The sequence below is a fragment of the Candidatus Bandiella numerosa genome (assembly GCF_029981845.1).
In the GTDB taxonomy this organism is placed as follows: Bacteria; Pseudomonadota; Alphaproteobacteria; order Rickettsiales; family Midichloriaceae; genus Aquirickettsia; species Aquirickettsia numerosa.
In genome coordinates this window covers 228,070-249,316 of sequence record NZ_CP104164.1, presented here as the reverse complement: position 1 = coordinate 249,316, position 21,247 = coordinate 228,070, and the positions used below count along the sequence as shown (strand labels likewise).

General features: G+C 30.0%; 19 protein-coding genes and 2 tRNA genes. 8 read left to right on the top strand and 13 right to left on the bottom strand.

Features of this window, described 5'->3' with window-relative positions; translation table 11 throughout:
* The first annotated feature begins 5 nt into the window (after nucleotides 1–5).
* The 5 genes from N3Z17_RS01135 to N3Z17_RS01115 all read left to right on the top strand — a co-directional run bounded on the left by N3Z17_RS01135 (nucleotide 6) and on the right by N3Z17_RS01115 (nucleotide 6,203).
* Nucleotides 6–839, top strand: coding sequence for a 4-(cytidine 5'-diphospho)-2-C-methyl-D-erythritol kinase (locus N3Z17_RS01135; RefSeq protein ID WP_282472190.1), 834 nt, complete (start codon nucleotides 6–8; stop codon nucleotides 837–839).
* A gap of 395 nt (nucleotides 840–1,234) precedes the next feature.
* Nucleotides 1,235–3,127, top strand: coding sequence for an Rne/Rng family ribonuclease (locus N3Z17_RS01130; protein ID WP_282472189.1), 1,893 nt, complete (start codon nucleotides 1,235–1,237; stop codon nucleotides 3,125–3,127).
* Between the two features lies 1 nt (nucleotide 3,128).
* Nucleotides 3,129–4,901 carry an ABC transporter ATP-binding protein gene (locus N3Z17_RS01125; RefSeq protein WP_282472188.1) on the top strand — a complete coding sequence of 591 codons (1,773 nt, stop codon included), beginning with the start codon at nucleotides 3,129–3,131 and terminating at the stop codon, nucleotides 4,899–4,901.
* Nucleotides 4,902–4,903: 2 nt separating this feature from the next.
* Nucleotides 4,904–5,521, top strand: coding sequence for a heme ABC exporter ATP-binding protein CcmA (gene ccmA, locus N3Z17_RS01120; RefSeq protein WP_282472187.1), 618 nt, complete (start codon nucleotides 4,904–4,906; stop codon nucleotides 5,519–5,521).
* A complete protein-coding gene (locus N3Z17_RS01115; RefSeq protein WP_282472186.1) occupies nucleotides 5,514–6,203 on the top strand; it encodes a hypothetical protein in 690 nt (229 codons plus the stop codon). The genes ccmA and N3Z17_RS01115 overlap by 8 nt, the downstream gene beginning before the upstream one ends.
* Nucleotides 6,204–6,212: 9 nt before the next feature.
* On the opposite strand, the gene lspA is transcribed toward N3Z17_RS01115, so the two are convergent.
* The 13 genes from lspA to N3Z17_RS01050 all read right to left on the bottom strand — a co-directional run bounded on the left by lspA (nucleotide 6,213) and on the right by N3Z17_RS01050 (nucleotide 17,798).
* Nucleotides 6,213–6,698 carry a signal peptidase II gene (gene lspA, locus N3Z17_RS01110; RefSeq protein WP_282472185.1) on the bottom strand — a complete coding sequence of 162 codons (486 nt, stop codon included), beginning with the start codon at nucleotides 6,696–6,698 and terminating at the stop codon, nucleotides 6,213–6,215.
* Nucleotides 6,689–7,585, bottom strand: coding sequence for an AAA family ATPase (locus N3Z17_RS01105; RefSeq protein ID WP_282472184.1), 897 nt, complete (start codon nucleotides 7,583–7,585; stop codon nucleotides 6,689–6,691). Before N3Z17_RS01105 ends, lspA begins: the two co-directional genes overlap by 10 nt.
* Before the next feature lie 20 nt (nucleotides 7,586–7,605).
* Nucleotides 7,606–9,393: a protein kinase family protein gene (locus N3Z17_RS01100; protein ID WP_282472183.1), complete on the bottom strand. Its 1,788-nt coding sequence runs from the start codon at nucleotides 9,391–9,393 to the stop codon at nucleotides 7,606–7,608.
* A 22-nt stretch (nucleotides 9,394–9,415) separates the two neighbouring features.
* Nucleotides 9,416–9,492 (bottom strand) — tRNA-Pro (locus tag N3Z17_RS01095).
* An 18-nt stretch (nucleotides 9,493–9,510) separates the two neighbouring features.
* Nucleotides 9,511–10,704, bottom strand: a complete 1,194-nt coding sequence (locus N3Z17_RS01090; RefSeq protein ID WP_282472182.1) for an acyl-CoA desaturase — start codon at nucleotides 10,702–10,704, stop codon at nucleotides 9,511–9,513.
* Nucleotides 10,705–10,825: 121 nt separating this feature from the next.
* The gene (locus N3Z17_RS01085; RefSeq protein WP_282472181.1) at nucleotides 10,826–11,467 is read right to left on the bottom strand and encodes a MotE family protein; all 642 of its coding nucleotides are present in this window, start codon (nucleotides 11,465–11,467) and stop codon (nucleotides 10,826–10,828) included.
* Nucleotides 11,468–11,473: 6 nt separating this feature from the next.
* Nucleotides 11,474–11,887, bottom strand: a complete 414-nt coding sequence (locus N3Z17_RS01080; protein ID WP_282472180.1) for a DUF6468 domain-containing protein — start codon at nucleotides 11,885–11,887, stop codon at nucleotides 11,474–11,476.
* Between the two features lie 4 nt (nucleotides 11,888–11,891).
* Nucleotides 11,892–12,848, bottom strand: a complete 957-nt coding sequence (locus tag N3Z17_RS01075) for a flagellar motor switch protein FliM (protein ID WP_282472179.1) — start codon at nucleotides 12,846–12,848, stop codon at nucleotides 11,892–11,894.
* 25 nt (nucleotides 12,849–12,873) lie between these two features.
* On the bottom strand, nucleotides 12,874–13,389 hold the full coding sequence (locus N3Z17_RS01070; RefSeq protein WP_282472178.1) for a flagellar basal body-associated FliL family protein: 516 nt from the start codon (nucleotides 13,387–13,389) through the stop codon (nucleotides 12,874–12,876).
* A gap of 115 nt (nucleotides 13,390–13,504) precedes the next feature.
* Nucleotides 13,505–14,497 carry a pyruvate dehydrogenase complex E1 component subunit beta gene (locus tag N3Z17_RS01065; protein WP_282472177.1) on the bottom strand — a complete coding sequence of 331 codons (993 nt, stop codon included), beginning with the start codon at nucleotides 14,495–14,497 and terminating at the stop codon, nucleotides 13,505–13,507.
* 5 nt (nucleotides 14,498–14,502) lie between these two features.
* Nucleotides 14,503–15,060 (bottom strand): flavodoxin family protein, encoded by a 558-nt coding sequence (locus tag N3Z17_RS01060; protein ID WP_282472176.1) that lies wholly within the window; start codon nucleotides 15,058–15,060, stop codon nucleotides 14,503–14,505.
* A 21-nt stretch (nucleotides 15,061–15,081) separates the two neighbouring features.
* Nucleotides 15,082–16,059, bottom strand: a complete 978-nt coding sequence (pdhA, locus tag N3Z17_RS01055; protein WP_282472175.1) for a pyruvate dehydrogenase (acetyl-transferring) E1 component subunit alpha — start codon at nucleotides 16,057–16,059, stop codon at nucleotides 15,082–15,084.
* Nucleotides 16,060–16,226: 167 nt separating this feature from the next.
* Nucleotides 16,227–17,798 carry a lysine--tRNA ligase gene (locus tag N3Z17_RS01050; protein ID WP_282472174.1) on the bottom strand — a complete coding sequence of 524 codons (1,572 nt, stop codon included), beginning with the start codon at nucleotides 17,796–17,798 and terminating at the stop codon, nucleotides 16,227–16,229.
* A 166-nt stretch (nucleotides 17,799–17,964) separates the two neighbouring features.
* Between N3Z17_RS01050 and N3Z17_RS01045 the strand changes: the two genes are divergently transcribed.
* From N3Z17_RS01045 to N3Z17_RS01035, 3 genes are all read left to right on the top strand, one after another.
* A tRNA-Ile gene (locus N3Z17_RS01045) sits at nucleotides 17,965–18,041 on the top strand.
* A 180-nt stretch (nucleotides 18,042–18,221) separates the two neighbouring features.
* Nucleotides 18,222–19,178, top strand: a complete 957-nt coding sequence (locus N3Z17_RS01040) for a hypothetical protein (RefSeq protein ID WP_282472173.1) — start codon at nucleotides 18,222–18,224, stop codon at nucleotides 19,176–19,178.
* Between the two features lie 21 nt (nucleotides 19,179–19,199).
* The gene (locus N3Z17_RS01035) at nucleotides 19,200–21,215 is read left to right on the top strand and encodes a tetratricopeptide repeat protein (protein WP_282472172.1); all 2,016 of its coding nucleotides are present in this window, start codon (nucleotides 19,200–19,202) and stop codon (nucleotides 21,213–21,215) included.
* Nucleotides 21,216–21,247: the final 32 nt, after the last annotated feature.

The following is a 21,247-nucleotide window of genomic DNA, read 5'->3' as shown; positions in this document are numbered from 1 at the left end:
TCTAAGTGATTTATACTGCAAGATCGCATGCAAAGGTTAATTTATTTTTAAATGTGATTGATAGAAATGCAAATGGATACCATAATATACAAAGCTACTTTGTGCTGTTGAGTTTGTCAGATTTTATCACCATTGATTCATCTGTTGATATATCTTCTTGCTCATTTGAAAATTGTAAATTAATAGAAAATAACATAGTTATAAAAGTATTAAACTACATTAATACTATTAATGATTCTTTAAAATTTGCAAAAATACATATAAAAAAAAATATTCCAATAGCTGCTGGCCTAGGTGGTGGTTCATCAAATGCTGCTGTTATACTAAATTTAATGTCAAAAATATGGAATTTTCCAGAATTAACTGCTAAACAGATAAGTGAGGTAGCGCATAATATTGGGGCGGATGTGCCTTTTTTTTATTATGGTAAAAATGCATTTATTGAAGGAATAGGGGATAAGATCACCCCAATAAATATAAATAAGAAGTTATTTATTTTATTAATAAACCCTGGCTTGGCAGTGGAGACAAAAGAGATTTATTCATGTGTTAAAGGTGATTTTACTCCAAAAATTTCGTGTAATAAGGATGATATTATTTATGAAATTTTTCATGGTAAAAATGATTTAGAAAAATATGCTATACAAAAGCATCCACTTATAGGTGAGTTATTGAAGATAATAAAAAAACAAAATAATTGCCTGGTAGGTAGAATGAGTGGTTCTGGCTCAACATGTTTTGGTATATTTGAACAAGAAGAAGATGTAAAAGTAGCAATGAATAAGCTTAAGGAAATATTCAAAAATTTCTGGATTCATTATGAAAAAATTTATATATAATTAAAGTTAGGATATAAATTTTGGCTTTTCATTATTTATTAAACTGTATTTTAAGTGATACTTATAGAAGCTTTTTTTGTTGGTGTTGCGGTGATTATCTTTTATCATATACAAAATATTAAACATATTTGAATAGCTATAAATCTGGCAAAATCCTTGCTTAATTGCTACGTAAAAATCATGCAAAATCTTCTATGCTATATTTAAGCTATCATTTTTTTCTAATTTCATTATAATCTATACGATAAAATCATGCAGGTCACTAAATGGGCGTGCAGAATTTATGATTGATAAAGGCATAGGGTTATAGGCCAATAATAGTCTATAAGTGTCATTTGGCGATTTGTGAATATAGTTAGTCATAAAGTACAGTAAAAATTACAAGGAGAAATATAATGTCAAAAAAAATATTAATTGATGCGTTTTACCCAGAAGAGACAAAATTTGTTTTATTAGATGATAAGGGAAAATTAGAAGAATTTTTTTATCAAAATTCCCGTAAAAAACTAATTAAGGGTAATATTTATTTAGGTAAGGTAAATAGAATAGAGCCATCTTTGCAAGCAGCATTTATAGATTATGGGAGCGATAGAAAAGGGTTTTTATCCTTCGAAATGATCCACCCTAAGTATTATCAAATACCAGTTGCTGATAAAGAGCAATTACTTAATAAGATAAAAGATGCTGAAGTAGCAGATGATGATATTTCACAATCTTTTGAATCGAGCAACAAGACTGTAAAAAACTTATTCAATAATGAGCTTTACAATAGCTATAAAATACAAGAAGTAATAAAAAAAGATCAGATAATTTTAGTGCAGGTTGAGAAAGAGGAGAGAGGCAATAAAGGAGCATTTTTAACTACTTATATTTCATTGTCTGGTAGATATTGTGTATTTTCCCCTAATTCATTCAAAAATAACCTAGGTATTTCCAGAAAACTAGATGATACTGAAGAAAGAGAAAGATTAAAATCTATTTCTGAGGAATTATTAGAAAATCATACGGAATCAAGTTTAATACTCAGAACTGCCTCTGCATATAGGACGAAGGCGGAAATTAAAAGAGATTTTCAATATTTAAATAGAACTTGGGAAAAAATAAAAAGTTCTGCAGTTTCTTCTTATGCCCCATCGTTAGTATATGAGGAGGGAGATTTGCTTATTAATGGAGTAAAAGAGCATTATACGAGTGAAGTTGAAAAAATCATAGTTTCGGGCAGTGATGCATATGAAAAAGTAAAAGAATTTTTAAATATCTTTATTCCAAGAAATACTCAAAAATTAGAAGAATACACAAGCGCATCTCCAATATTATACGAGCATAATATAGAGGAGCAATTGCACGAGCTTTATTCTAATACAGTGAAGTTAAAATCAGGGGGGTATTTGGTGATAAATACCACTGAGGCACTTATATCGATTGATGTTAATTCAGGCACTTATACAGAAGAATATAGTATAGAAAATACTGCTTTGAACATTAATCTAGAAGCAACGCTAGAAATAGCTAAGCAAGTTAAATTCAGAGGATTATCAGGATTGATAGTAATAGATTTTATCGATATGCTTGATTTGCAAAATAAAAAGCTAGTGGAGAGGCAATTAAAAAAGGCATTTTGGCAGGATAAAGTGAAGGTGCAAATAGGCAGAATTAGTGAATTTGGTCTATTGGAAATGTCTAGGCAAAGAATTGGAAGAAGCTTTATTGAGGCAAATTCTAAAGTATGTCCAACTTGCTCAGGAAAGGGGAAAGTGACTATGAATAGTGCAATAGCTACGTTATTAATTGGTAAGCTTAAGTTTCTACTTTGTAAGAAAAAAGCACAAGTGGCAAATGTGATGGCTACTACTGATGTCATTGTATATTTGATGAATCACTTTAAGAGCGAATTAAGTGCCATAGAAAAGGCTTATGATATGCAGATTAATTTACATATTGATGATATAATATCTGCAGAAGATTATAAAATTGTTCTGCATAAATTTTCTAATGTACCTGCATTAAAAAATAGGAGATATGTAATGCCAGAGAATTTTGCAGCTAACGAGCAAGACGATACAAAATCAGAAAATGGTAATGAGATGCATCTTAATACATCTGAAGATAAAGGCGCTTTAGAAAACAAAATCAAGAATAACACTGAGAATAAAAGAGGATTTAAAAGGTATAATAAGGAGAATTTTAATAGGAGGAAAAAACCAGGAAGCAAAATGCACGAAGATAATAAACAAGTTAAAAAAGATATCTCAATTCTGAAAAAAATGTGGTTAAAAATAAAGTCGTAAAGTGGAAAATAATATAAAAAATAAGTACGATAGTAGTTGGTATCTTATTAAAAGATTGTTTGACAATTATATACGTCCATTAAAGCGAAAATTAAGTTTAGCATTGTTGTGCATGATAATCACTGCATGCACAACCGCAGTGAGCGCTTGGATTATTCAACCAGCACTAGATTATATATTTGTGGATAAAAATTATAGTATGCTTTACATTATTCCTCTTGCAATAGTTGCTAACTCTATAATTAATGGGATAGCATCATTTTATGAATCTGTTATCATGAAACGGGCTGGGCAACAGATAGTTTCCAACATTCAAATGGAACTATATGAACATCTGATTCATGCAGATCTAAAATTTTTAACTAAATATCCATCGGGTAATCTTATTTCCAGATTTACTAATGATATTAATGTGCTCAAAAATACTACTTCAGAAATATTTACAGGAGTAATAAAAGAATTTTTTACTCTAATTGGTTTAGTTGGCTTGATGTTTTATCAAAGTTTTAGCTTGACCTTAGTGATTATTGTAATATTTCCTCTAGCTTTTTATCCTGTTGTTAAATTGGGGAAAAGGATGCGAAAAATTTCAAAAAACATGCAAGAAAAACTTGGAGATTTTACGGTAAGACTAGATGAAACGTTTCAAAATATTAAGGTCATCAAATCCTATTGTAGAGAGGATTATGAAATTAGTAGAGCTAAGGCAATTATTGATAAATTTTTATCAATTTATAAAAAAGCAGCATATGTTGAATCGGCATCGTCACCGATAATGGAAATTCTCGGTGGTTTAGCAGTAGCATCAGTTATTTTTTATGGAGGATTGCAGGCTATAAAAGGTGAAACTACTTCAGGTGCATTTGTGTCATTTATTGCGGCATTGCTTTTAGCATATAAACCTTTAAAGTCTCTATCAAAACTTAATACTATAATGCAAGAAGGTTTGACTGCCTCAAAAAGAGTATTCTTAATGCTTGATGTAGAGCCAGAGGTAAAAATTGAGGAAAATCAAACTGTTACAAAGTTAAATCAATTTGATATGAAATTTAAGAATGTATTTTTTTCTTACAAGGATAATCAAAATATTTTAAATGGTATTAATATTGATATTAAACAAGGTCAGACTGTTGCATTAGTTGGTGGTTCTGGAGTTGGTAAAACTACTGTTTTAAATTTATTACAAAGATTATATGATGTGGATTTTGGAGATATTTTCATAGGTGAGGTAAACATAAAGGATATAAAATTAGATGTTTTAAGAAAAAATATAGCCTTCGTAAGTCAAGATATTAATCTCTTCGATGATACTATTATGGAAAATATAAGGTATGGGAAGCTAGATGCTTCAGATGAGGAAATTTTAGATGCCTCAATGGTTGCTGCAGCTCATGAATTTATAATGGAATTACCTAATCAGTATAATACGCATATTGGGCAAAATGGAGTTAAACTTTCAGGTGGACAAAAGCAAAGGCTTGCAATAGCAAGAGCTGTGTTAAAAAATGCTCCTATTTTGTTACTTGATGAAGCAACAAGTGCTCTTGATTCAATTTCAGAAAAAAAGGTCCAGATGGCGCTTGATTATTTAAAAAAAGGCAAAACTACTATTGTCATCGCTCATAGACTCTCAACAATAGAGACTGCTGATAATATATTTGTATTGTCAGATGGGAAAATTGATGAATCTGGTTGTCATAACGAGCTGATTTTAAATGCAGGAGAATATTCTAGGCTGTATGAGCAATATAAATCTAATACTGCAATTAGCTAAACATGTTAACTTGTAGCAATATTGCAGTTAGTAAAAATAATAAATTACTTTTCTCGAACTTAGGATTTACCATTTTTAATGGCTCAGTTTTAATCATAAAGGGAAGAAACGGAATCGGAAAAACAAGCTTGCTCAAGGTAATTGCTAATCTAATACCTAAAAATACTGGAGATATTTTTTATAACTCTATAAACGTGAAGCTGTCCCTAAAAGAATTTTACGAGTTACTTTTTTATGTAGGAAAAGCGGATATATTAGATGAGGATCAGACAGTACTGAAAAATCTTGAATTTTGGGGTAAGCTATATGATCAGGAAATCAATATATTGGCTGCAATAAGAACATTTTCTCTAGAACCATATGTTAATTTTGAGGTTTATAAATTGTCTCAAGGCTATAAACAAAGACTGCTATTAGCAAGATTATTATTATGTAATGCAAAAATTTGGTTGCTTGATGAACCATATAACAGTTTAGATAGCCAGGGCAAAAACATATTGACCAATTTAATTAAGGCTAGGTGCATGCAAAAGGGAATTGTAATAATTGCTAATCATGATCAAAATATAAAAGTAGAAAATTCTTCTGAAATAAATTTAGAGGACTTTTGCAATGAATAAAAATGTTGGGCTAAATGCATTAACCATATATAAGGTTTTTTTGGCAATTTTATTCAGGCAATGGAGTATTTTTATTAAAAATAAAGCCTTCATTATTATCAGCATTTTTTTGTTTCTTTCTTCTATTGCCATTTTGAGATTTTTACAAGGAAGTAGTATTAGTGCCGAAACATTTAAAATAATTGAAATATTATTTATTATTTATTCAATAACATTATCTTCAGATTTAATTATTGTAGAGGACTATAAGAAGGGATTATTCGAACAATTTTTACTAACAGGTGTAATACTTGAATTTTTTTTGTTAGCTAAAGTTATTGCCTCTTTTGTAATGTATGGGTTACTATATGTGCCTGCAATGATAATCATGGATTTTTTCATTTATAGTCATAGGGCAGATAACATTGCGTATTTATTGTTGGTGAAGCTACTGATAGTATTTAACATTACTATTAATGCCCTTATGTCATCATCTTTTCTTTTAAGCTTTAAAAAAAGAATATCTCAGATATTGATTTCTGTGTTTATAAACATCCCAACAATCATTATAAGCTCATTATGTTATATTTCAAATTACCAATTTTACTCTTTATTATTAATAAGTATATTTTTGCTAACTACGCCGTTATTTATATTACTATCAAGTTACGTAATTAAAATTTCCATAGAAGAAGATAATTAAAGCGTATCATTAGCTGTTATTATCATTTTTTAATATATAGCTTCTAAGCTCACTAATCAAAATTAACATTACGCTAATTACGATAAAGCTATCTGCCAGATTAAAAGCTGGATAATGCCAATCTAATATATGAAAATCAATAAAATCAAAGACCTTGCCAAAGATCACTCTATCCACTAAATTCCCTATTGCACCTCCTATAATCATCCCTTGGATGATAGGATTTATATTCGTCATTAAATACAACATCAAAAATAATATAATAGATGATAAGCAAATAAATAGTATTGGTGATAAATTATATTCACTGAAAATTCCAAAGCTAATCCCCTTATTCCAAATTTCAACAAAATTTAAAAAGTTGGTAATTTTACATACGTAAATTTTATTTGAAATTAAATAGTTTAAGATTATTTGCTTACTTGCCTGATCAAACAGTAAAGTTATAAGAGAAATCGCAGTTATAATTAAATTTCTGGTTAGCTTTAAAAACATTCTTTTAGGATATTAATTATAATTTCTTGAGAGTACTTTTTGTTTAGATTATCCAGGTTAGTAACAATATTTTGTAGCTTCTCCAGATTTGTGAGCAACTTATAATTCTTTTTTAATAATTCATATTTGCTAAATCCCTTTCCTATCAACTTGGAGGCTATTGCATCTATAAAGCAGTGAAAAACTCTAAAATCCATTTCATTTTCCAGATCTAGTGCTGCAACAATATTTAGGGCTTCATCATAAATATCGTTATCAAACAGTTTAATGAGTGAGTCTAAATATTTTTGCTCAATAAGTTTTATAGCTAGATTAATGTCGCCTTTACATAAACAATATACTGTTTCGAAGCTAACATTGGGCTTTAAACAATGCAATTCGCACAAAATTTTTGTAAAATCTTCCAAAGTAGGTGTGTTCAATCTTATTTTTATACATCTTGAGCTTAAGGTATCTGAAATTGTTCTAATAGACGAAGTATTTAGTATAAATATTGCATTACCAATAGGCTCTTCTAAAACTTTTAGGAATGCATTGCTTGCATTTTTATTCATTCTGTCAACGTCATTTATTACCACAACTTTGTATTTTGATTTCATTGTAGTGTGCTTTATCCAATTTTTAACTTCCCTGATATCATCAACTGTAATTATTGGAGAATTCTTGGAAATAATGTATAAATCAGGAGATTGTAAATAACTTTCTTTAGTAGTGTGGTTATTTTCATTTCTATAACTTATAATTTGCTTTGCTATTTCGTTAGATAAATAGGTTTTTCTTATCCCATAGCCACCATGTATCATACATGCATGAAACAATCTATTCTTATTCATGCTCTCATTTATTATATGTAAAATACTGTTGTAAGAGTAACCATAATTTTGCATATATAAATAACTTAAAAAATTTAGCTTTTTAGCTTTATATTGGGGATAATAATATCATATTTGATTGACTCCTTATTATCGGTTTCTAATATTATGTTAAATCTTAGTAAATGGATCAAATAGTTCACGATTAAAATTTCAGTGTCATATTCTCCTATATAATTTAAGTTTAATTTATTATCTATACAATTTATAAATTTTTCTATATTGCTTTTGTTAATTTTTTTACCGCTTAATTTTATAGACACTTCGAGTCCAGTTAAAATTGTTTGTATATCTACTGTTACATTATCTACATTGCTGATCAAATTTTTAGAGCTACTTAGCAATAAAATAACTATTGTTTCCAAACATACTTCATCTGCAAGAACCAATACATTATTATTAGTGTAATTTTTTTTCACTGATAATTTTTTATATATATCAGGGTTAAAAATTAAATCCAGCGAAGAGTTAATAATGCCTTTGATATCTATGTAAGCTTGATCAAGTTCAATCCTATATGGAGATACCTTATTAGCAGAAAAACCTGATTCCAAATGCTTTAATGCATTCTCGATCATACTTATTTTATCTACTTTGTTAATATCTGCCTTGGCATCTTTTAGGGCTTGAAGTGACAACTTTATTTGGTGAAGTGGGGTATTGAAATTGTGTAGTAGATATCTATTATTTTCCATATGATTGCTAATTAAGTTTTTTAAGAGTTTTTCCATAAAAACGTACTTTAAATCAACAATTTTATACTCAAATCTTAGTTTTAAATAGCAAGATTTAAATAATTTTATAATACTGAAAATAGATAATTTCCAAATATCAGTTTTGTTAGATATGTTATCTATATTGCTAAGGTCTAGTATTTTTTTCATAGAATAGGCAACTCTATAAAGTGGGAATGTATATTTTATAGTCAATAAAAGTAGCGTTAAAAATATTAAAAATTCGGCTACTAGTGTATACTTATGAAATATTAAAAATTTATAAAATTCTTGTTCTTCTGAGAGAGCCATTTGTTTTATAAAAATCTTAAAATTATTATCCCTAAAAGTTGTTAAGCTATAATAGTTTTTGAAATTAAATCCCTGAGTATCGCTATAGAATTTGGTGTTATACCTCATTATTTTAGCTAAACCTTTTTTTAAGGAAGTTATATTGTTTAAATCTAGATTATTTATATGTTTATTATGACTTGTATACAGCGCCTGCTCATATCTATTAATAATCATAACATCATAATTGTTGGAAAAATTAAATATCATGCTAACTTTTTTAAACAGCTCATCAAAATCAATTAACCTTAAATAAATCTGTTGATTTTTATTACTAGCATAACATGCAACTATAGTGAAATTATTCGCTTTTCTATCAGCCAAATAAATCTGGCCAAAATTCAATTTTTCTTTGTGATCCAGGCATTTTAAAATTGTTGGATTAACATTCAAATCTTTAATAGATAAATTTTCATCATTATTTCCATAAAAGGCAATAGTCTGGTTTTTATTGTTATAACTATAAATTTTTCCCAAAAAATATATTTTCTTAACATTATTAATCTCTAATCCGTACTTTAGATTTTTATCAGCTATATTAATTGTATCAATATATTCAAGGAGTTTAAAACTGGCATAACTATAATTTTTTGCAAAAGATAGCTTATGTCTGATATATTGCGATATTTCATTAAATTGATGGCGAGTTATTTGTTCTAAACAGACACTATATTGTAGAAATATAATTATTATTAAAGCAAAAAGATATGTAGAAGCTATATAGTAAATAAATGAAGATTTTGGTTTTTTTTTAATCATCAAAAGTAGTTAAAACAATATATGGTCGGGGCAGAGAGATTTGAACTCCCGACCCCCTGGTCCCAAACCAGGTGCGCTACCAGACTGCGCTATGCCCCGAATTTATGAAATATACACTTAAAAAGGCGCAACTTGTATTTCTAATTTTTGCGCAGCTTTTTTTAATTCATTGTACTTAAAAGATAAAGCTATTATCAAATTCTCTTCTATATTATCTTTTAGCCTTAAATCTTGAGCAAATTTTATTATACCTTTTGCTTTTATAATTACATTATCTAAATTTTCATGTATATCGTTTGCTAATTTTAAAGCCGATTTTTCAGCTACTTTTAATTTAGTTATAGCAACTTCATGAATATACCTGCTAGCTTTTTCAATCAAATCCACCTTTTCTTGCAAACTATCAATCGTCTTTTTTCTCACTTGCTCTTTGATCGATTCAACTCTCAATTTTGATGTCACAATTAAATCACTAGCAAGCCCTACTTTAGCCATCAATGCTATAACCCACTTATGAATATCCAAATGATACCATTTATGACCATTTCTATAATCATTTGCAAAAGCATGATGGAAGTTATGCCAATTTTCACCTAATAATAAAAAGAATAACCACCATATATCTCGCGCAGTGCCATAATAATATTCTTTTGAGCCAATGTTCATATGCACTACTGAATTCACACAGAAAGTTGCTTGTTGCTGTATAGCTCTACCTATTCCTATGAAGATAAAAGCACCTAGTGCATATCTTAAATTACCTCCAATTAAATAACCAATCACCATTGGTAATATCGTATTCATAAATATTGCTATTTTCCAGTAGTGCCTAAACTGCCATAAAACTACTTTATTTCTGCCTAATTTTGCAAGAGCCATCTTATCAATTTTTTTATGCTTTACGTCTGAAAAAATCATCCAACCTATATGAGACCACATAAAACCTATGAATTTATTTTTATACTTAAGTGCTGAATGAGGGTCACTTTCTTTATCAGTATATTTATGGTGCAACATATGATCTGAAGCCCAAGCTAATATAGGGCCTTGTAGAGTGCCAGCAGTTAAGCATGCCAAAATAATTTCTACCCATTTTTTAGTTTTAAATGCCGTATGCGACCATAATCTATGTAACCCGACACCAACTGATATATTAACTATATAGTAAGTAGCAATGATAGATATTATTTCAAACTTACCTATTCCATATTTATATCCATAAAGCATTGCAATAATGCTCAAAACAATTGGATATACAACAATCACAAACAATGCCGGATAGTTTATAACTAATTTTGATTTATCATTCATATCGATAATTTACCAATGAATATAACTAAAGTGGTATTCTAATATAGTTTGCATTTTAATACAAGATTAATTCCCAGCCATATATTCATTATGCTAATAATAAATTATGTGGAGCTGGATATTAAAATTCCCCCATATCACTTTGAGTTGCTAAAATGGACGTTAGTTCTCTGGCCTTTTCAGGTGTCATTTCAGAAAGTATTGCAGTAAGCCTTGATTCTTTCATGTTTAAAGCCAGCTCTACCAATACACCAATCTGTAAGTCATTGAAAATCTTAGCGGCTTCTTTAGGCTTCATACTTTCGTATACTTTAACTAATTTTTGAATTTTTTTATCGTCGTTTTGATTATTATTATGCAATTGTGGTCTTAATTGATTTTGAACGTTTTCAAGCATATTTAATCTGTTATCGATATATTGTTTTATCGACTCTAAAGCCATTTTTTCTGCAGGTAATTTATCTTTATAACTTTCTATCTCCTTTCTTCTTTGTCTTAATTGCTGTAATAATTGTTTTTCAGAGCTTAGCTGAAAATTATCTGTAGTATCTAGAGGTACACTAGGTATATTAGGTCCTTTCAAATTTCCAACGCTGTCTTCTACGCTATTATCTGGCTCTTCCTTTTTTAAATCTGGTTTAGGGAGTTGGGCTTTAGATTCTTGAATATTTAAAATACCCACATATTCCTCCATGACATTCATAAGTTTTGAAAAAAACAGACAAACTAGTAATACAAGTAAATATGGTAATAATCTAAGCATTATACGTTATGATTTTTCTAAATTCTTTTTTCTAATAATGGTGCCTTTACTTCTAGGGGTTTTGGAACCGGAGCTCTTGCTAGTAGATGTTTTTTTATTTAACGCAGATACCTTATTTGTACTTAACTCAAGCTCATCTGCTAAATTACTAGCTCTTTCTATCAAAAAACTAAGATCACCAGATAATTCCTCAGATTGTTTAATATAGCCAGACATTTCAGTAATAGTCGTACCCGTTAAGTTTTTAAGTTCAGCAATATTATGATTGGCGCTGGTGATAGATGAATCTAAGCTCTTTATTAAATTTTTAATGTCACCTCTACTATTCTGTAAATCCTGAATCTTACTATTTAACTTCCAACAATAAGCAATAGCCAAGCAGAGTACAATTAATACAACACTATTTAAAATCAATTCCATATATTTAATCTAAGAATTTAGAAGCATCAATCTGATCAAGTACTTCAATTGCTATTCTATTATTAATCTGACCTAATTTACAATCAGAAACCTTCAAATCATTTACAACTAAATCCCAATTTTCATTGTTAACTCTATTTAAGATTATTGTGCTACCAACACCAATATTTGATAAGTCCTTCATGCGATGCACCTTTTCTGTATGTTGCACCTTAACATTCAATTTAGAATTATTAATCACATTTTCAAAATATTGAAACCACTTCTCCTTCTCCTTTAGGTCCTTTCCCTTTAGAGAAATTTTAGATAATTCAGCTTTGTATGGACTTAACGTTGAACAGGGTATTAATAATCTCACAAATCCTACATCTTTGTTCAAAGGTTTAATCCTCATCGTAAGAAGTTTACAGTATTCTTTTGGACTTGCTATTAAAATTGAATTCGGACCACTTTCTAGTCTCTTAAATTTAAATTGTAGATTACAAACCTTACCAAAAGAGTGATTTATTGAACTTAATATGATTTTGGTAAAATCCTCTATCACTCCTTTTTCAATTTGTGTAAATGGTCGTGCTTGTACCTTTAGTTTAAAATTATAATCACCTCCACCTAGTAAAATATCTAATATTGTATAAATGAATTGGTTTTCAAAAATTATTAGTGATTTATGAAAATTATCACTGGTTTCAACTTCTATAACTCCAATCATTGAGGGGTATTGAATAGAGCCAGTGGCTGTCTCAAATTCAACATTTTGGTTTTCGCTAAACTCAACGCCTGTATCACAATTTAAAAAATCTTTTAAGACTTTAGAAAGGTTGCGCTGTAAAAAATCGAATATTTGATTTAGCAATGGGAAATTCAGAACAGAATCATACTTGCTATTTAACAGCAAATTGAAATTCTTTTCACTGCGATTTAAATCTTGCTGGAATTCTGCTTTCTTATTTATGCCTACCATTTAACTTAATACCATATGTAAAAAATTATTGAATAATTATATCGTGAATTAATACATCTTTAATTTCTGCAGGATAAATAATCTTATTTGTCCTCATATACAAACTGTCTTTTAATCTATAGAGCGCTACCGCTCCAGTAACATCAGAAGGTCTTAGCTGACGTAAAAAAACAAAATATTCATCCCTCAAACTTGGCTCTAATTTTTTGGCAGCTTCTAAGCTAGAATTATTGTCAAACTGAAGTGTGATAGAAATTTTTAAAAATTTACTCTCCTGATTATTAGTATCTAAATTAACAACTATAGGTGTTAATTCATAATAGAGATTTTCTGCTTTTTTACTTTCATTCATCTCTTCGTGCTCAATAGACCTAATTTTGCTATATTTATAGAATAATGTGCCCAAAATTGGTGCTCCAATTAACAACACCGCTGCTATTAGCAACACCTTTTTATTAGCATACTTGCTAGTTGTCAGCTTATCCACTGATAATTCTACTTTTGACAAATTTTCGTTACTACCGTTATCTTGCAAATCCATATATTAAAAATCACGCTATCCTGCTACTTAATAAAGTAGTAAATTATAATTTTTGGTTTGTCAATTTCGGAATTTATTATAAATGATATATTTATCAAATTTGTCATTTTATATGTTAGCTATTTTTATTGATTTTATAGCAAACTTCTTTGGCTTTTTCTACTATGTCGTCTACAGATGGAAGGGCTAATTTTTCCAAATTTTGTGCATATGGTAGAGGTACATCCTTGGCGGTTACTCTCATCACTGGAGCATCAAGATAATCAAAAGCCTGTTCAGAAATTTGTGCAGATATCTCTGAACCTATACCCGAAAAGTGCCATCCTTCTTCAACGGTAATAATACGATTAGTTTTTTTGACAGAATTTATAATAGCTTCAATATCTAAAGGGCGTATCGTTCTCAAATCAATTACTTCTGCATCAATATTATATTTTTTTAATTCATTTGCCGCCTGCAATGCAAACTTCACTTGTATAGAAAAAGTAACAATTGTCACATCCTTTCCCTGCTTTACAATTTTTGCTTTACCAATTTCATCCACAAATTCTTCTTCTGATATATCGTCAACATCACCATACAAAATTTCATTTTCAAGAAATATCACAGGATTTGGGTCTCTTATTGCTGCTTTTAATAATCCCTTATGATCTGATGCTGAATAAGGGGCAATTACTTTTAAACCTGGAACATGTGCATACCAACTTGCGTAACATTGTGAATGCTGTGCTCCCACCCTTGCAGCCGCACCATTTGGCCCTCTAAAGACAATTGGGCAGGATATTAATCCGCCAGACATGTAGTGAGTTTTGGCGGCGGAATTGATTATTTGGTCAATCGCTTGCATAGCAAAATTAAAAGTCATAAACTCTACAATTGGTTTTAAACCAGAGAATGCAGCTCCTATTCCAATACCAGCGAACCCATGTTCAGTGATAGGTGTATCAATCACTCTTTTTGCACCAAATTCTTCTAAAAGCCCCTGAGTAACTTTATACGCACCTTGATATTCCGCAACCTCTTCTCCCATTATAAAAACATTCTGATCAAGCCTCATTTCTTCAGCCATTGCATCTCTAAGCGCCTCTCTGATAGTAATTTTTTTCATAATCTCTATTGAAATTTTTTTGTTATCTTAGCTATTCTAGCTCCAAAATATTCTGCAGTTTTTATGTCACTAACATTTATTTCCGGCTCTTTATCTTTACTCGGAGATTCTGTCATTAAACCCATCCAACTACCAAGTCTATTTAATTTTACATCGAAATTTTTTAGCGTTTCATTACTTTTTAAATCTACTCCAATCCACATCATACCATGTTGTTGTGCAAAAATAAATATAGACATCAAAGCCCCTAGTTTATCACCACTTAAAGCAGATGAATGGGTGAATCCCGCAGCTATTTTATTATTCCACCCTTTATTATCCCAAATATCAACGGTCGAATCCATAAGTTTTTTTATATTAGTTGAAACATTTCCAAAATATGTTGGCGTGCCAAATATTATTGAATCAACCTCATCTAATAACTGTAAATTTTCACAAATAAATTTTGCCTCGTAGGTTTTTGATTCAACATTTTCAGATTGAATGCCTATGTGTATATATTTTGATAGCGTTTTCGTGAAACAGTTCTCGTGATCGTATATTGTTGCTATTCTTTTTTTCATCTAAATAAGCTTCCTCTCGTTCTATTTATATACATTTGAATATAATTCATTCGTACTTGGCTCTTGACTATTTTGCGCATAATCTACACTTTCTTTTACTATTTCCTTTACATCTTTTTCCACTATTTTAAAATCTTCTTCCACATTTTTGTTGATTTTTGATATGTATTCTTTTAAGGAAATTATAGGGTCGTGATGTTTTTTATAATCCTCAACTTCATCTTTAGCTCTATATTTAGCTGGATCAGACATAGAATGACCTCTATATCTATAGGTTTTTAATTCTAATAAAAATGGAATTTGGTTTTTCCTAATGAAATCTGAAGCTTCTTTCACTGCCTCATAAACTTCAAAAAAATCCATTCCATTGACTTGTTTCCCCTCTATCCCAAAAGATTCACCTCTTTTATATAAATCTTTTATACTTGAAGCTCTTTCAACTGAAGTGCCCATTCCATATTCGTTATTTTCAATAATGTATAGCACCGGTAATCCCCAAAGTTTTGCCATATTAAATGACTCATATACCTGTCCTTGATGACATGCTCCATCACCATAAATTGTTACAGAAATGCAATTATTTTCTTTATATTTATGTGCAAAACCCAATCCTGTGCCAATGGATACTTGCGCTCCAACAATTCCATGTCCACCATAAAACCCTTTTTCTAGATCAAACATGTGCATCGAGCCACCCTTACCTTTTGAACAACCAGTAGCTTTCCCTAATAGTTCTGCCATGATGCTCTTAGGACATGCTCCTTTAGCTAACATCAATCCATGATCTCTATAGCTTGTAATTATAGTATCGTCTGAGTTTATGGCTTTTATTATACCTACGGCTACAGCTTCTTGCCCGATATATAGATGGCAAAATCCTCCTATTAATCCCATTCCATACAGTTGCCCTGCTTTTTCTTCAAAGCGACGCAATAATAACATTTCTTTATAAATAGAAATTAAATCCTGCTTTGTGAAACATGTATTTTTATTGCTCATTCCAAAATAAAAACTACTATTTTTATAGATAATAGCACGAATACTATATTAAATTACAATAAAAACAACATTTCAGTATGATTTTTGACCAAGACATTATCTAAAAATAGGTAATTTAGATAATTAATAGTTATGAATAATCCCTCATACATTGTAAAAATATAGGTCTAATGTATATTTTCAGGATTAGCATTGATTTTGTCTGCAATCAATTTTTTTACCTCATTCAATCCATATAATTTAATGAAAGTTCCAATTCTCGGTCCTTCTTTCGTCCCTAAAAGGATCTCATAAAGTAACTGAAACCATTGCTTTAAAGGGATGTCATGCTCTTTACTTATTTGATACACTGCATTTTGAATTTCTTCTGCATCATCCTTTACCGTTTTTAGAGCTTCAAACAAATATTTTAATAACTTCACTTCTGCTTCATTAGGTATTTTGTATTCCTTTTTCGGCTTTACAAAATCCTGAAAATAATTAATTGCGTAAGCAATCATTGAATTAATATAAGCATGAGTGCTATCATCAATATCTTCGTTTAGATTTTTGATATAGCCCCATATAACATCTTTATTGTCTGTATTGCAGGCATTCACAAGATTTAATAATAATGAAAAGTTTATTTTACCAAGGTTAATATTTGGAGCATCGTCGTTATGTATATAAAATATAGGATTTGATAATCTTTTATTTATATCAATTTCTTGGTTGAATTTTTCAAGATATAGTAAATATTCATCAAAAATTTTAGGTATAATATCATAATGTAGCTTTTTTGCTTTTTTAGGTGATTGGTACATAAAAAGCTTTAAACTTTCTTGATTTCCATATTTTAGCCAATCATATATTGATAATCCATTACCTTTAGATTTAGAAATTTTTTGACTATTTTCATCCAGAAACAGTTCGTACGACATTTGATGGGGAGGTGTTTTACCTAATACCGTGCAAATTTTATCATAAATTTCTGCATTTGCTTGAATGTCTTTTCCATAAATTTCATAATCAACATCAAGCGCTACCCATCTCATTACGAAATCTGGTTTCCACTGTAATTTGCATTTACCATCTAAAATACTTACCTCTACAGTTTTATTATCTTCATCGATATAAGTTACAGTGCGTGATTGAATGTCTCTGTCTGTGATTTTGACTTGCAACACCTTTCCTGTTTTTTGACAGATAGGCAAAAAAGGGCTGTATGTTTCTTGTCTATCTTTACCAAGTGTGGGAAGCATGATGTTCATTATATCATCATATTTCTCTAAAACTTTTATTAAGTAATCATTAAATTTACCAGATTTATAGCATTTTGTAGCACTAATAAATTCGTATTCAAAATTAAAATTATCCAAAAATTCTATCAATTTTGAATTCATATAATCACCATAACTTTCACATTTTTCAAATGGGTCTGGTATGTTTGTTAAGGGCAATCCTATATACTGAGTATATCTTTCTTTATTAGGAATATTATCAGGCACCTTTCTAAGAGCATCCATGTCATCTGAAATGCAAAATAATTTAGTTGGAATATCAGACAAATATCTAAAGGCTTTTCTTACCATGTTAGTTCTGACTACTTCTCCAAAAGTGCCAATATGTGGTAAGCCGGAAGGACCATATCCTGTTTCAAATAAAACATAACCCTTTTTAGGTGTAGAATTATTAATTTTATTTAGTATCAACTTAGCCTCTTGAAAAGCCCAAGAGTTAACATTGTTATAATCCAGCATTATATGGTTCTATATTAAATTTGTTCCCTATATTATATCAAAGAAAATGAAACGCAAGTACATCTCCAAAACTGTAGAACAAGATATGTATAAATTGATTAACGAAATTAGACGCACTTTGTACTGGACATAAAATTAAGTTATTGTTATAAATTACTTTGGTCTGGGGACTTTAGCTCAGTTGGTTAGAGCACGCCGCTCATAACGGTGTGGTCGTAGGTTCAAGTCCTACAAGTCCCACCATTTCAAGAAAAACAAAACTTATTCAGAAGAATTGATATTTGGTAAAGTGGCCATATATAGATGTATAGAAGAATCTTAGAGATACATGACGGCGCTTTCGGCTCGCTAATTATAATTATTTTTTCTTATAATTTCTTGACAAATAAGTTGATTTTGTATATTATGCGCACAATAAACCAAATGAATTTGAAAATTAATATGGCAAATGGATATAAAACACAAGATAATGAGCAATTCGAAGGCAACAAAATAATTAAGCATGATGAATCGCAAACACAAGTAGTTCTTGCTGGAGCAGGACTAAGTAGGACTGATTTTGCAGTTGAAAATATTAAAAAAGGACTTATAACATCGGGACAAAATTATAAAGGGAGTGCCTCCAACTTGATGATTGAGATAGATGCAGTAGATTCAGAGTTAAGACAAACGTTTAAATTCTTATCTAGAAAATTGGATTCCGAAATCAAACATCATATTAAAACAATAGGTGTAGCTTACGATCAAGGTGGAATTATATATCCTAATTTAGGTAGCTTGAAATACGATGGTAAGATTTTTTATGTTAAAGAATTGCATAACGAGGAAGTAATGGGAGTTCCAATATCGCCATCTATGGATGCAAGTTTAGGGTATAAGTTTTTTATGTACAGGCTTATAACTTCTTCCAAAGATTATGCAACAAAGGATAAAGATGGAAAAGCAGTAACGCTTGAATATAAAATAAGTCCAACGCATGTAGTTACGTTTGATAAATATGGAACAACTGGATATTCTCCTATGGATGTTATTAAGCAGTTTAAATACCTAGATAAAATAGGTAAGGAAGTTCAAACACATAAAGGAAATGATCTTAATGACGGTATCTTTGCTACTATGGTGGCAGATAGAACGGCACTTACGAATATTATTAAAGGTGTTTTTGCAGAACATAAGCAGCATTGTAACACACTAAAAAAAGTAGATGTTGCATATAAGGATGCAATTATCAAAGCCGTTTGTGGTAGTGCATATGAGCAGGATGATCAAGATTATTTTATTCAGTATGTAACCTGTCGTGAAATTTTTACACTAGCTTCAATTGATAAATTTTGCGCTAATATGGTTGAAATTATTCCTGATTATTTTGACGAACTATAATAAATATTAGAGAGATTCTCAATGGATAAACAATATGGAAGTGAAATAGCAGTTTCTGAGGAAGATAAGCAACTTGCTAACTTAATAAAAGCTGCAAAAAGTGGAGTGCCGAGTGCTAAATATGATTTAGCGCTCCTACACTTAGAAGGGGCAAAAGTATACAAAGATATAGATATAGCTATTGATTTGCTTAAGGATGCTTCAGAAAAGCATCCTGATGCAGCTTATAAATTGGGAGAATTATATTTGCAAGGAGAAGGAATTCAAAAAAATATCCCAAAGGCATTGGCTCTATTTGAGAATGCGGCTCAAAAGAATCATTTAAAAGCACTGTATCAATTAGGAAGTATATATAAAGAAGGAATTGATGTTAAAAAAGATGTTGATGTTGCAATGAAATATTTGGATAAGGCAAGTAAAAATGGTGATTCAAATTCCACCTATTTATTAGGAGAAATGTATCTATATGATAAAAATGACTTCACTAAAGCACAGAATTATCTTATAGATGCTTATAAAAAAGGCAATATAGATGCAACCTATTTACTAGGTAAATTGTATTTTAAAAGTGATTTTGTAAAAACCGATTACAAAATTTCTATAAAATATCTTAACATTGCATCTGAAGCTAGTCACTCAGAAGCAACTTATTTACTTGGAATTTATTATACTGAAGGTTTAGAAATAGCATCAAAAGATGTTACTAAAGGATTAAAATTATTAGAAGAAGCAAGTAAGAATGGCTCTGTAGATGCTAAATATGAATTGGCTAAACTATATTTAGACGATAATTTTGAAAAAAAAGATAGTAATTTAGGTAAAAGGTGGTTAGAAAAACTATCAAATGATGGACACAGCAAAGCACAATTTATGCTTTCTAAAATTTATTTTCAAGAGACAGATTTTGAATCTGGGTTTAAGTGGGGAGAAAAGGCTATAAAAAACAACCATCCTGAAGCACAGCTTTATTTAGGAAAAAAAATACTTTCTGATTGTGAAATTGATCCTCAAGGAGTTAGCTACTTCTTTAGTTTATTTGGTGCTTCGAAAATTTATTGTAGCAAAGGCATAGATTTTATCTCTAAAGCAGCTAACATCTTAAAAGATCCAGAAGCAGCTCTTGTTTTGGCTAAAGCATATGCAAGCGGAATGTACGAAAAGCATGAAGTTACACAGATAAATGGAGAGCTGGAAGACAAATATTTAGAAATGGCTGTTTCAGGTAATTTACCTGAAGCACTGTATTTATCAGCTAAAAAAACTTTAGAAAAAACCAATACGCCATCAGATAAAACAAAAAGCGATGCAGTAAGAAAGCTGAATTTTGCTGCAGATAAAGGAAATTTAGATGCTAAATATTATTTGGCTACCTTTAATTCAAGCGGAAATGAGCATATTACAATAAACTTGCTTACTGAAGCAGCAGAAAAAGGTCATTACAATTCGCAGTATAAACTTGGAAAAGTATACTTTGAGCAAATCCCTGCTTCGAATTGTAAAAAATCAATCGTTTGGTTCTTGAAGAGTATGGAGACTGCAAAGTTTAAGGCTTCACAAATAATTGCAGATAGATACGACTTAGATATCAAAGTGATAGATGAAGCTTCTTTAAAGCAAGCTTATCGTAAGATAGCATTAAAAACTCATCCAGATAAAATATCAAACTATAAAAATCCTGGTAAGTTAAAAGAAGATTATGAAAAAATTACTAAATTATATAAGGAAGGTTATAATAGTAAGGTAATTTCGTCGATACTTAATGATAAATTACACGACGATGTTGAATATTCAATTGGGCAGATGTATCATAAGGGGTGTGTTGATTTAGATATTAATTTGAGCACAGCTAAAGAATGGTATGACAAAGGTTCTGAAAATAATCATTCTAATTCGCAGTATGAAGCTTATGCTCTTCATAAATTAGGGGTTACAGCTACAGGTGCTAAAGATGCCTCTAATACTGATACATCAAATTTAGGTGATTTTTCTGATCAAGGAACCGCTAATGTTGATGCTCAAGGGCATGAGGATTTATAAAAATTTAATTTCTTATAATTAAATTTTATTAT

What these genes read in the sequence shown, in the direction of transcription:
- N3Z17_RS01100 (WP_282472183.1), bottom strand. Translation starts at nt 9,393, where the DNA reads ATGATTAAAAAAAAACCAAAATCTTCATTTATTTACTATATAGCTTCT.
- ccmA (WP_282472187.1), top strand. Translation starts at nt 4,904, where the DNA reads ATGTTAACTTGTAGCAATATTGCAGTTAGTAAAAATAATAAATTACTT.
- N3Z17_RS01065 (WP_282472177.1), bottom strand. Translation starts at nt 14,497, where the DNA reads ATGAAAAAAATTACTATCAGAGAGGCGCTTAGAGATGCAATGGCTGAA.
- N3Z17_RS01105 (WP_282472184.1), bottom strand. Translation starts at nt 7,585, where the DNA reads ATGCAAAATTATGGTTACTCTTACAACAGTATTTTACATATAATAAAT.
- N3Z17_RS01035 (WP_282472172.1), top strand. Translation starts at nt 19,200, where the DNA reads ATGGATAAACAATATGGAAGTGAAATAGCAGTTTCTGAGGAAGATAAG.
- N3Z17_RS01060 (WP_282472176.1), bottom strand. Translation starts at nt 15,060, where the DNA reads ATGAAAAAAAGAATAGCAACAATATACGATCACGAGAACTGTTTCACG.
- N3Z17_RS01115 (WP_282472186.1), top strand. Translation starts at nt 5,514, where the DNA reads ATGAATAAAAATGTTGGGCTAAATGCATTAACCATATATAAGGTTTTT.
- N3Z17_RS01075 (WP_282472179.1), bottom strand. Translation starts at nt 12,848, where the DNA reads ATGGTAGGCATAAATAAGAAAGCAGAATTCCAGCAAGATTTAAATCGC.
- N3Z17_RS01130 (WP_282472189.1), top strand. Translation starts at nt 1,235, where the DNA reads ATGTCAAAAAAAATATTAATTGATGCGTTTTACCCAGAAGAGACAAAA.
- N3Z17_RS01090 (WP_282472182.1), bottom strand. Translation starts at nt 10,704, where the DNA reads ATGAATGATAAATCAAAATTAGTTATAAACTATCCGGCATTGTTTGTG.
- lspA (WP_282472185.1), bottom strand. Translation starts at nt 6,698, where the DNA reads ATGTTTTTAAAGCTAACCAGAAATTTAATTATAACTGCGATTTCTCTT.
- N3Z17_RS01070 (WP_282472178.1), bottom strand. Translation starts at nt 13,389, where the DNA reads ATGGATTTGCAAGATAACGGTAGTAACGAAAATTTGTCAAAAGTAGAA.
- N3Z17_RS01085 (WP_282472181.1), bottom strand. Translation starts at nt 11,467, where the DNA reads ATGCTTAGATTATTACCATATTTACTTGTATTACTAGTTTGTCTGTTT.
- pdhA (WP_282472175.1), bottom strand. Translation starts at nt 16,059, where the DNA reads ATGAGCAATAAAAATACATGTTTCACAAAGCAGGATTTAATTTCTATT.
- N3Z17_RS01050 (WP_282472174.1), bottom strand. Translation starts at nt 17,798, where the DNA reads ATGCTGGATTATAACAATGTTAACTCTTGGGCTTTTCAAGAGGCTAAG.
- N3Z17_RS01080 (WP_282472180.1), bottom strand. Translation starts at nt 11,887, where the DNA reads ATGGAATTGATTTTAAATAGTGTTGTATTAATTGTACTCTGCTTGGCT.
- N3Z17_RS01040 (WP_282472173.1), top strand. Translation starts at nt 18,222, where the DNA reads ATGAATTTGAAAATTAATATGGCAAATGGATATAAAACACAAGATAAT.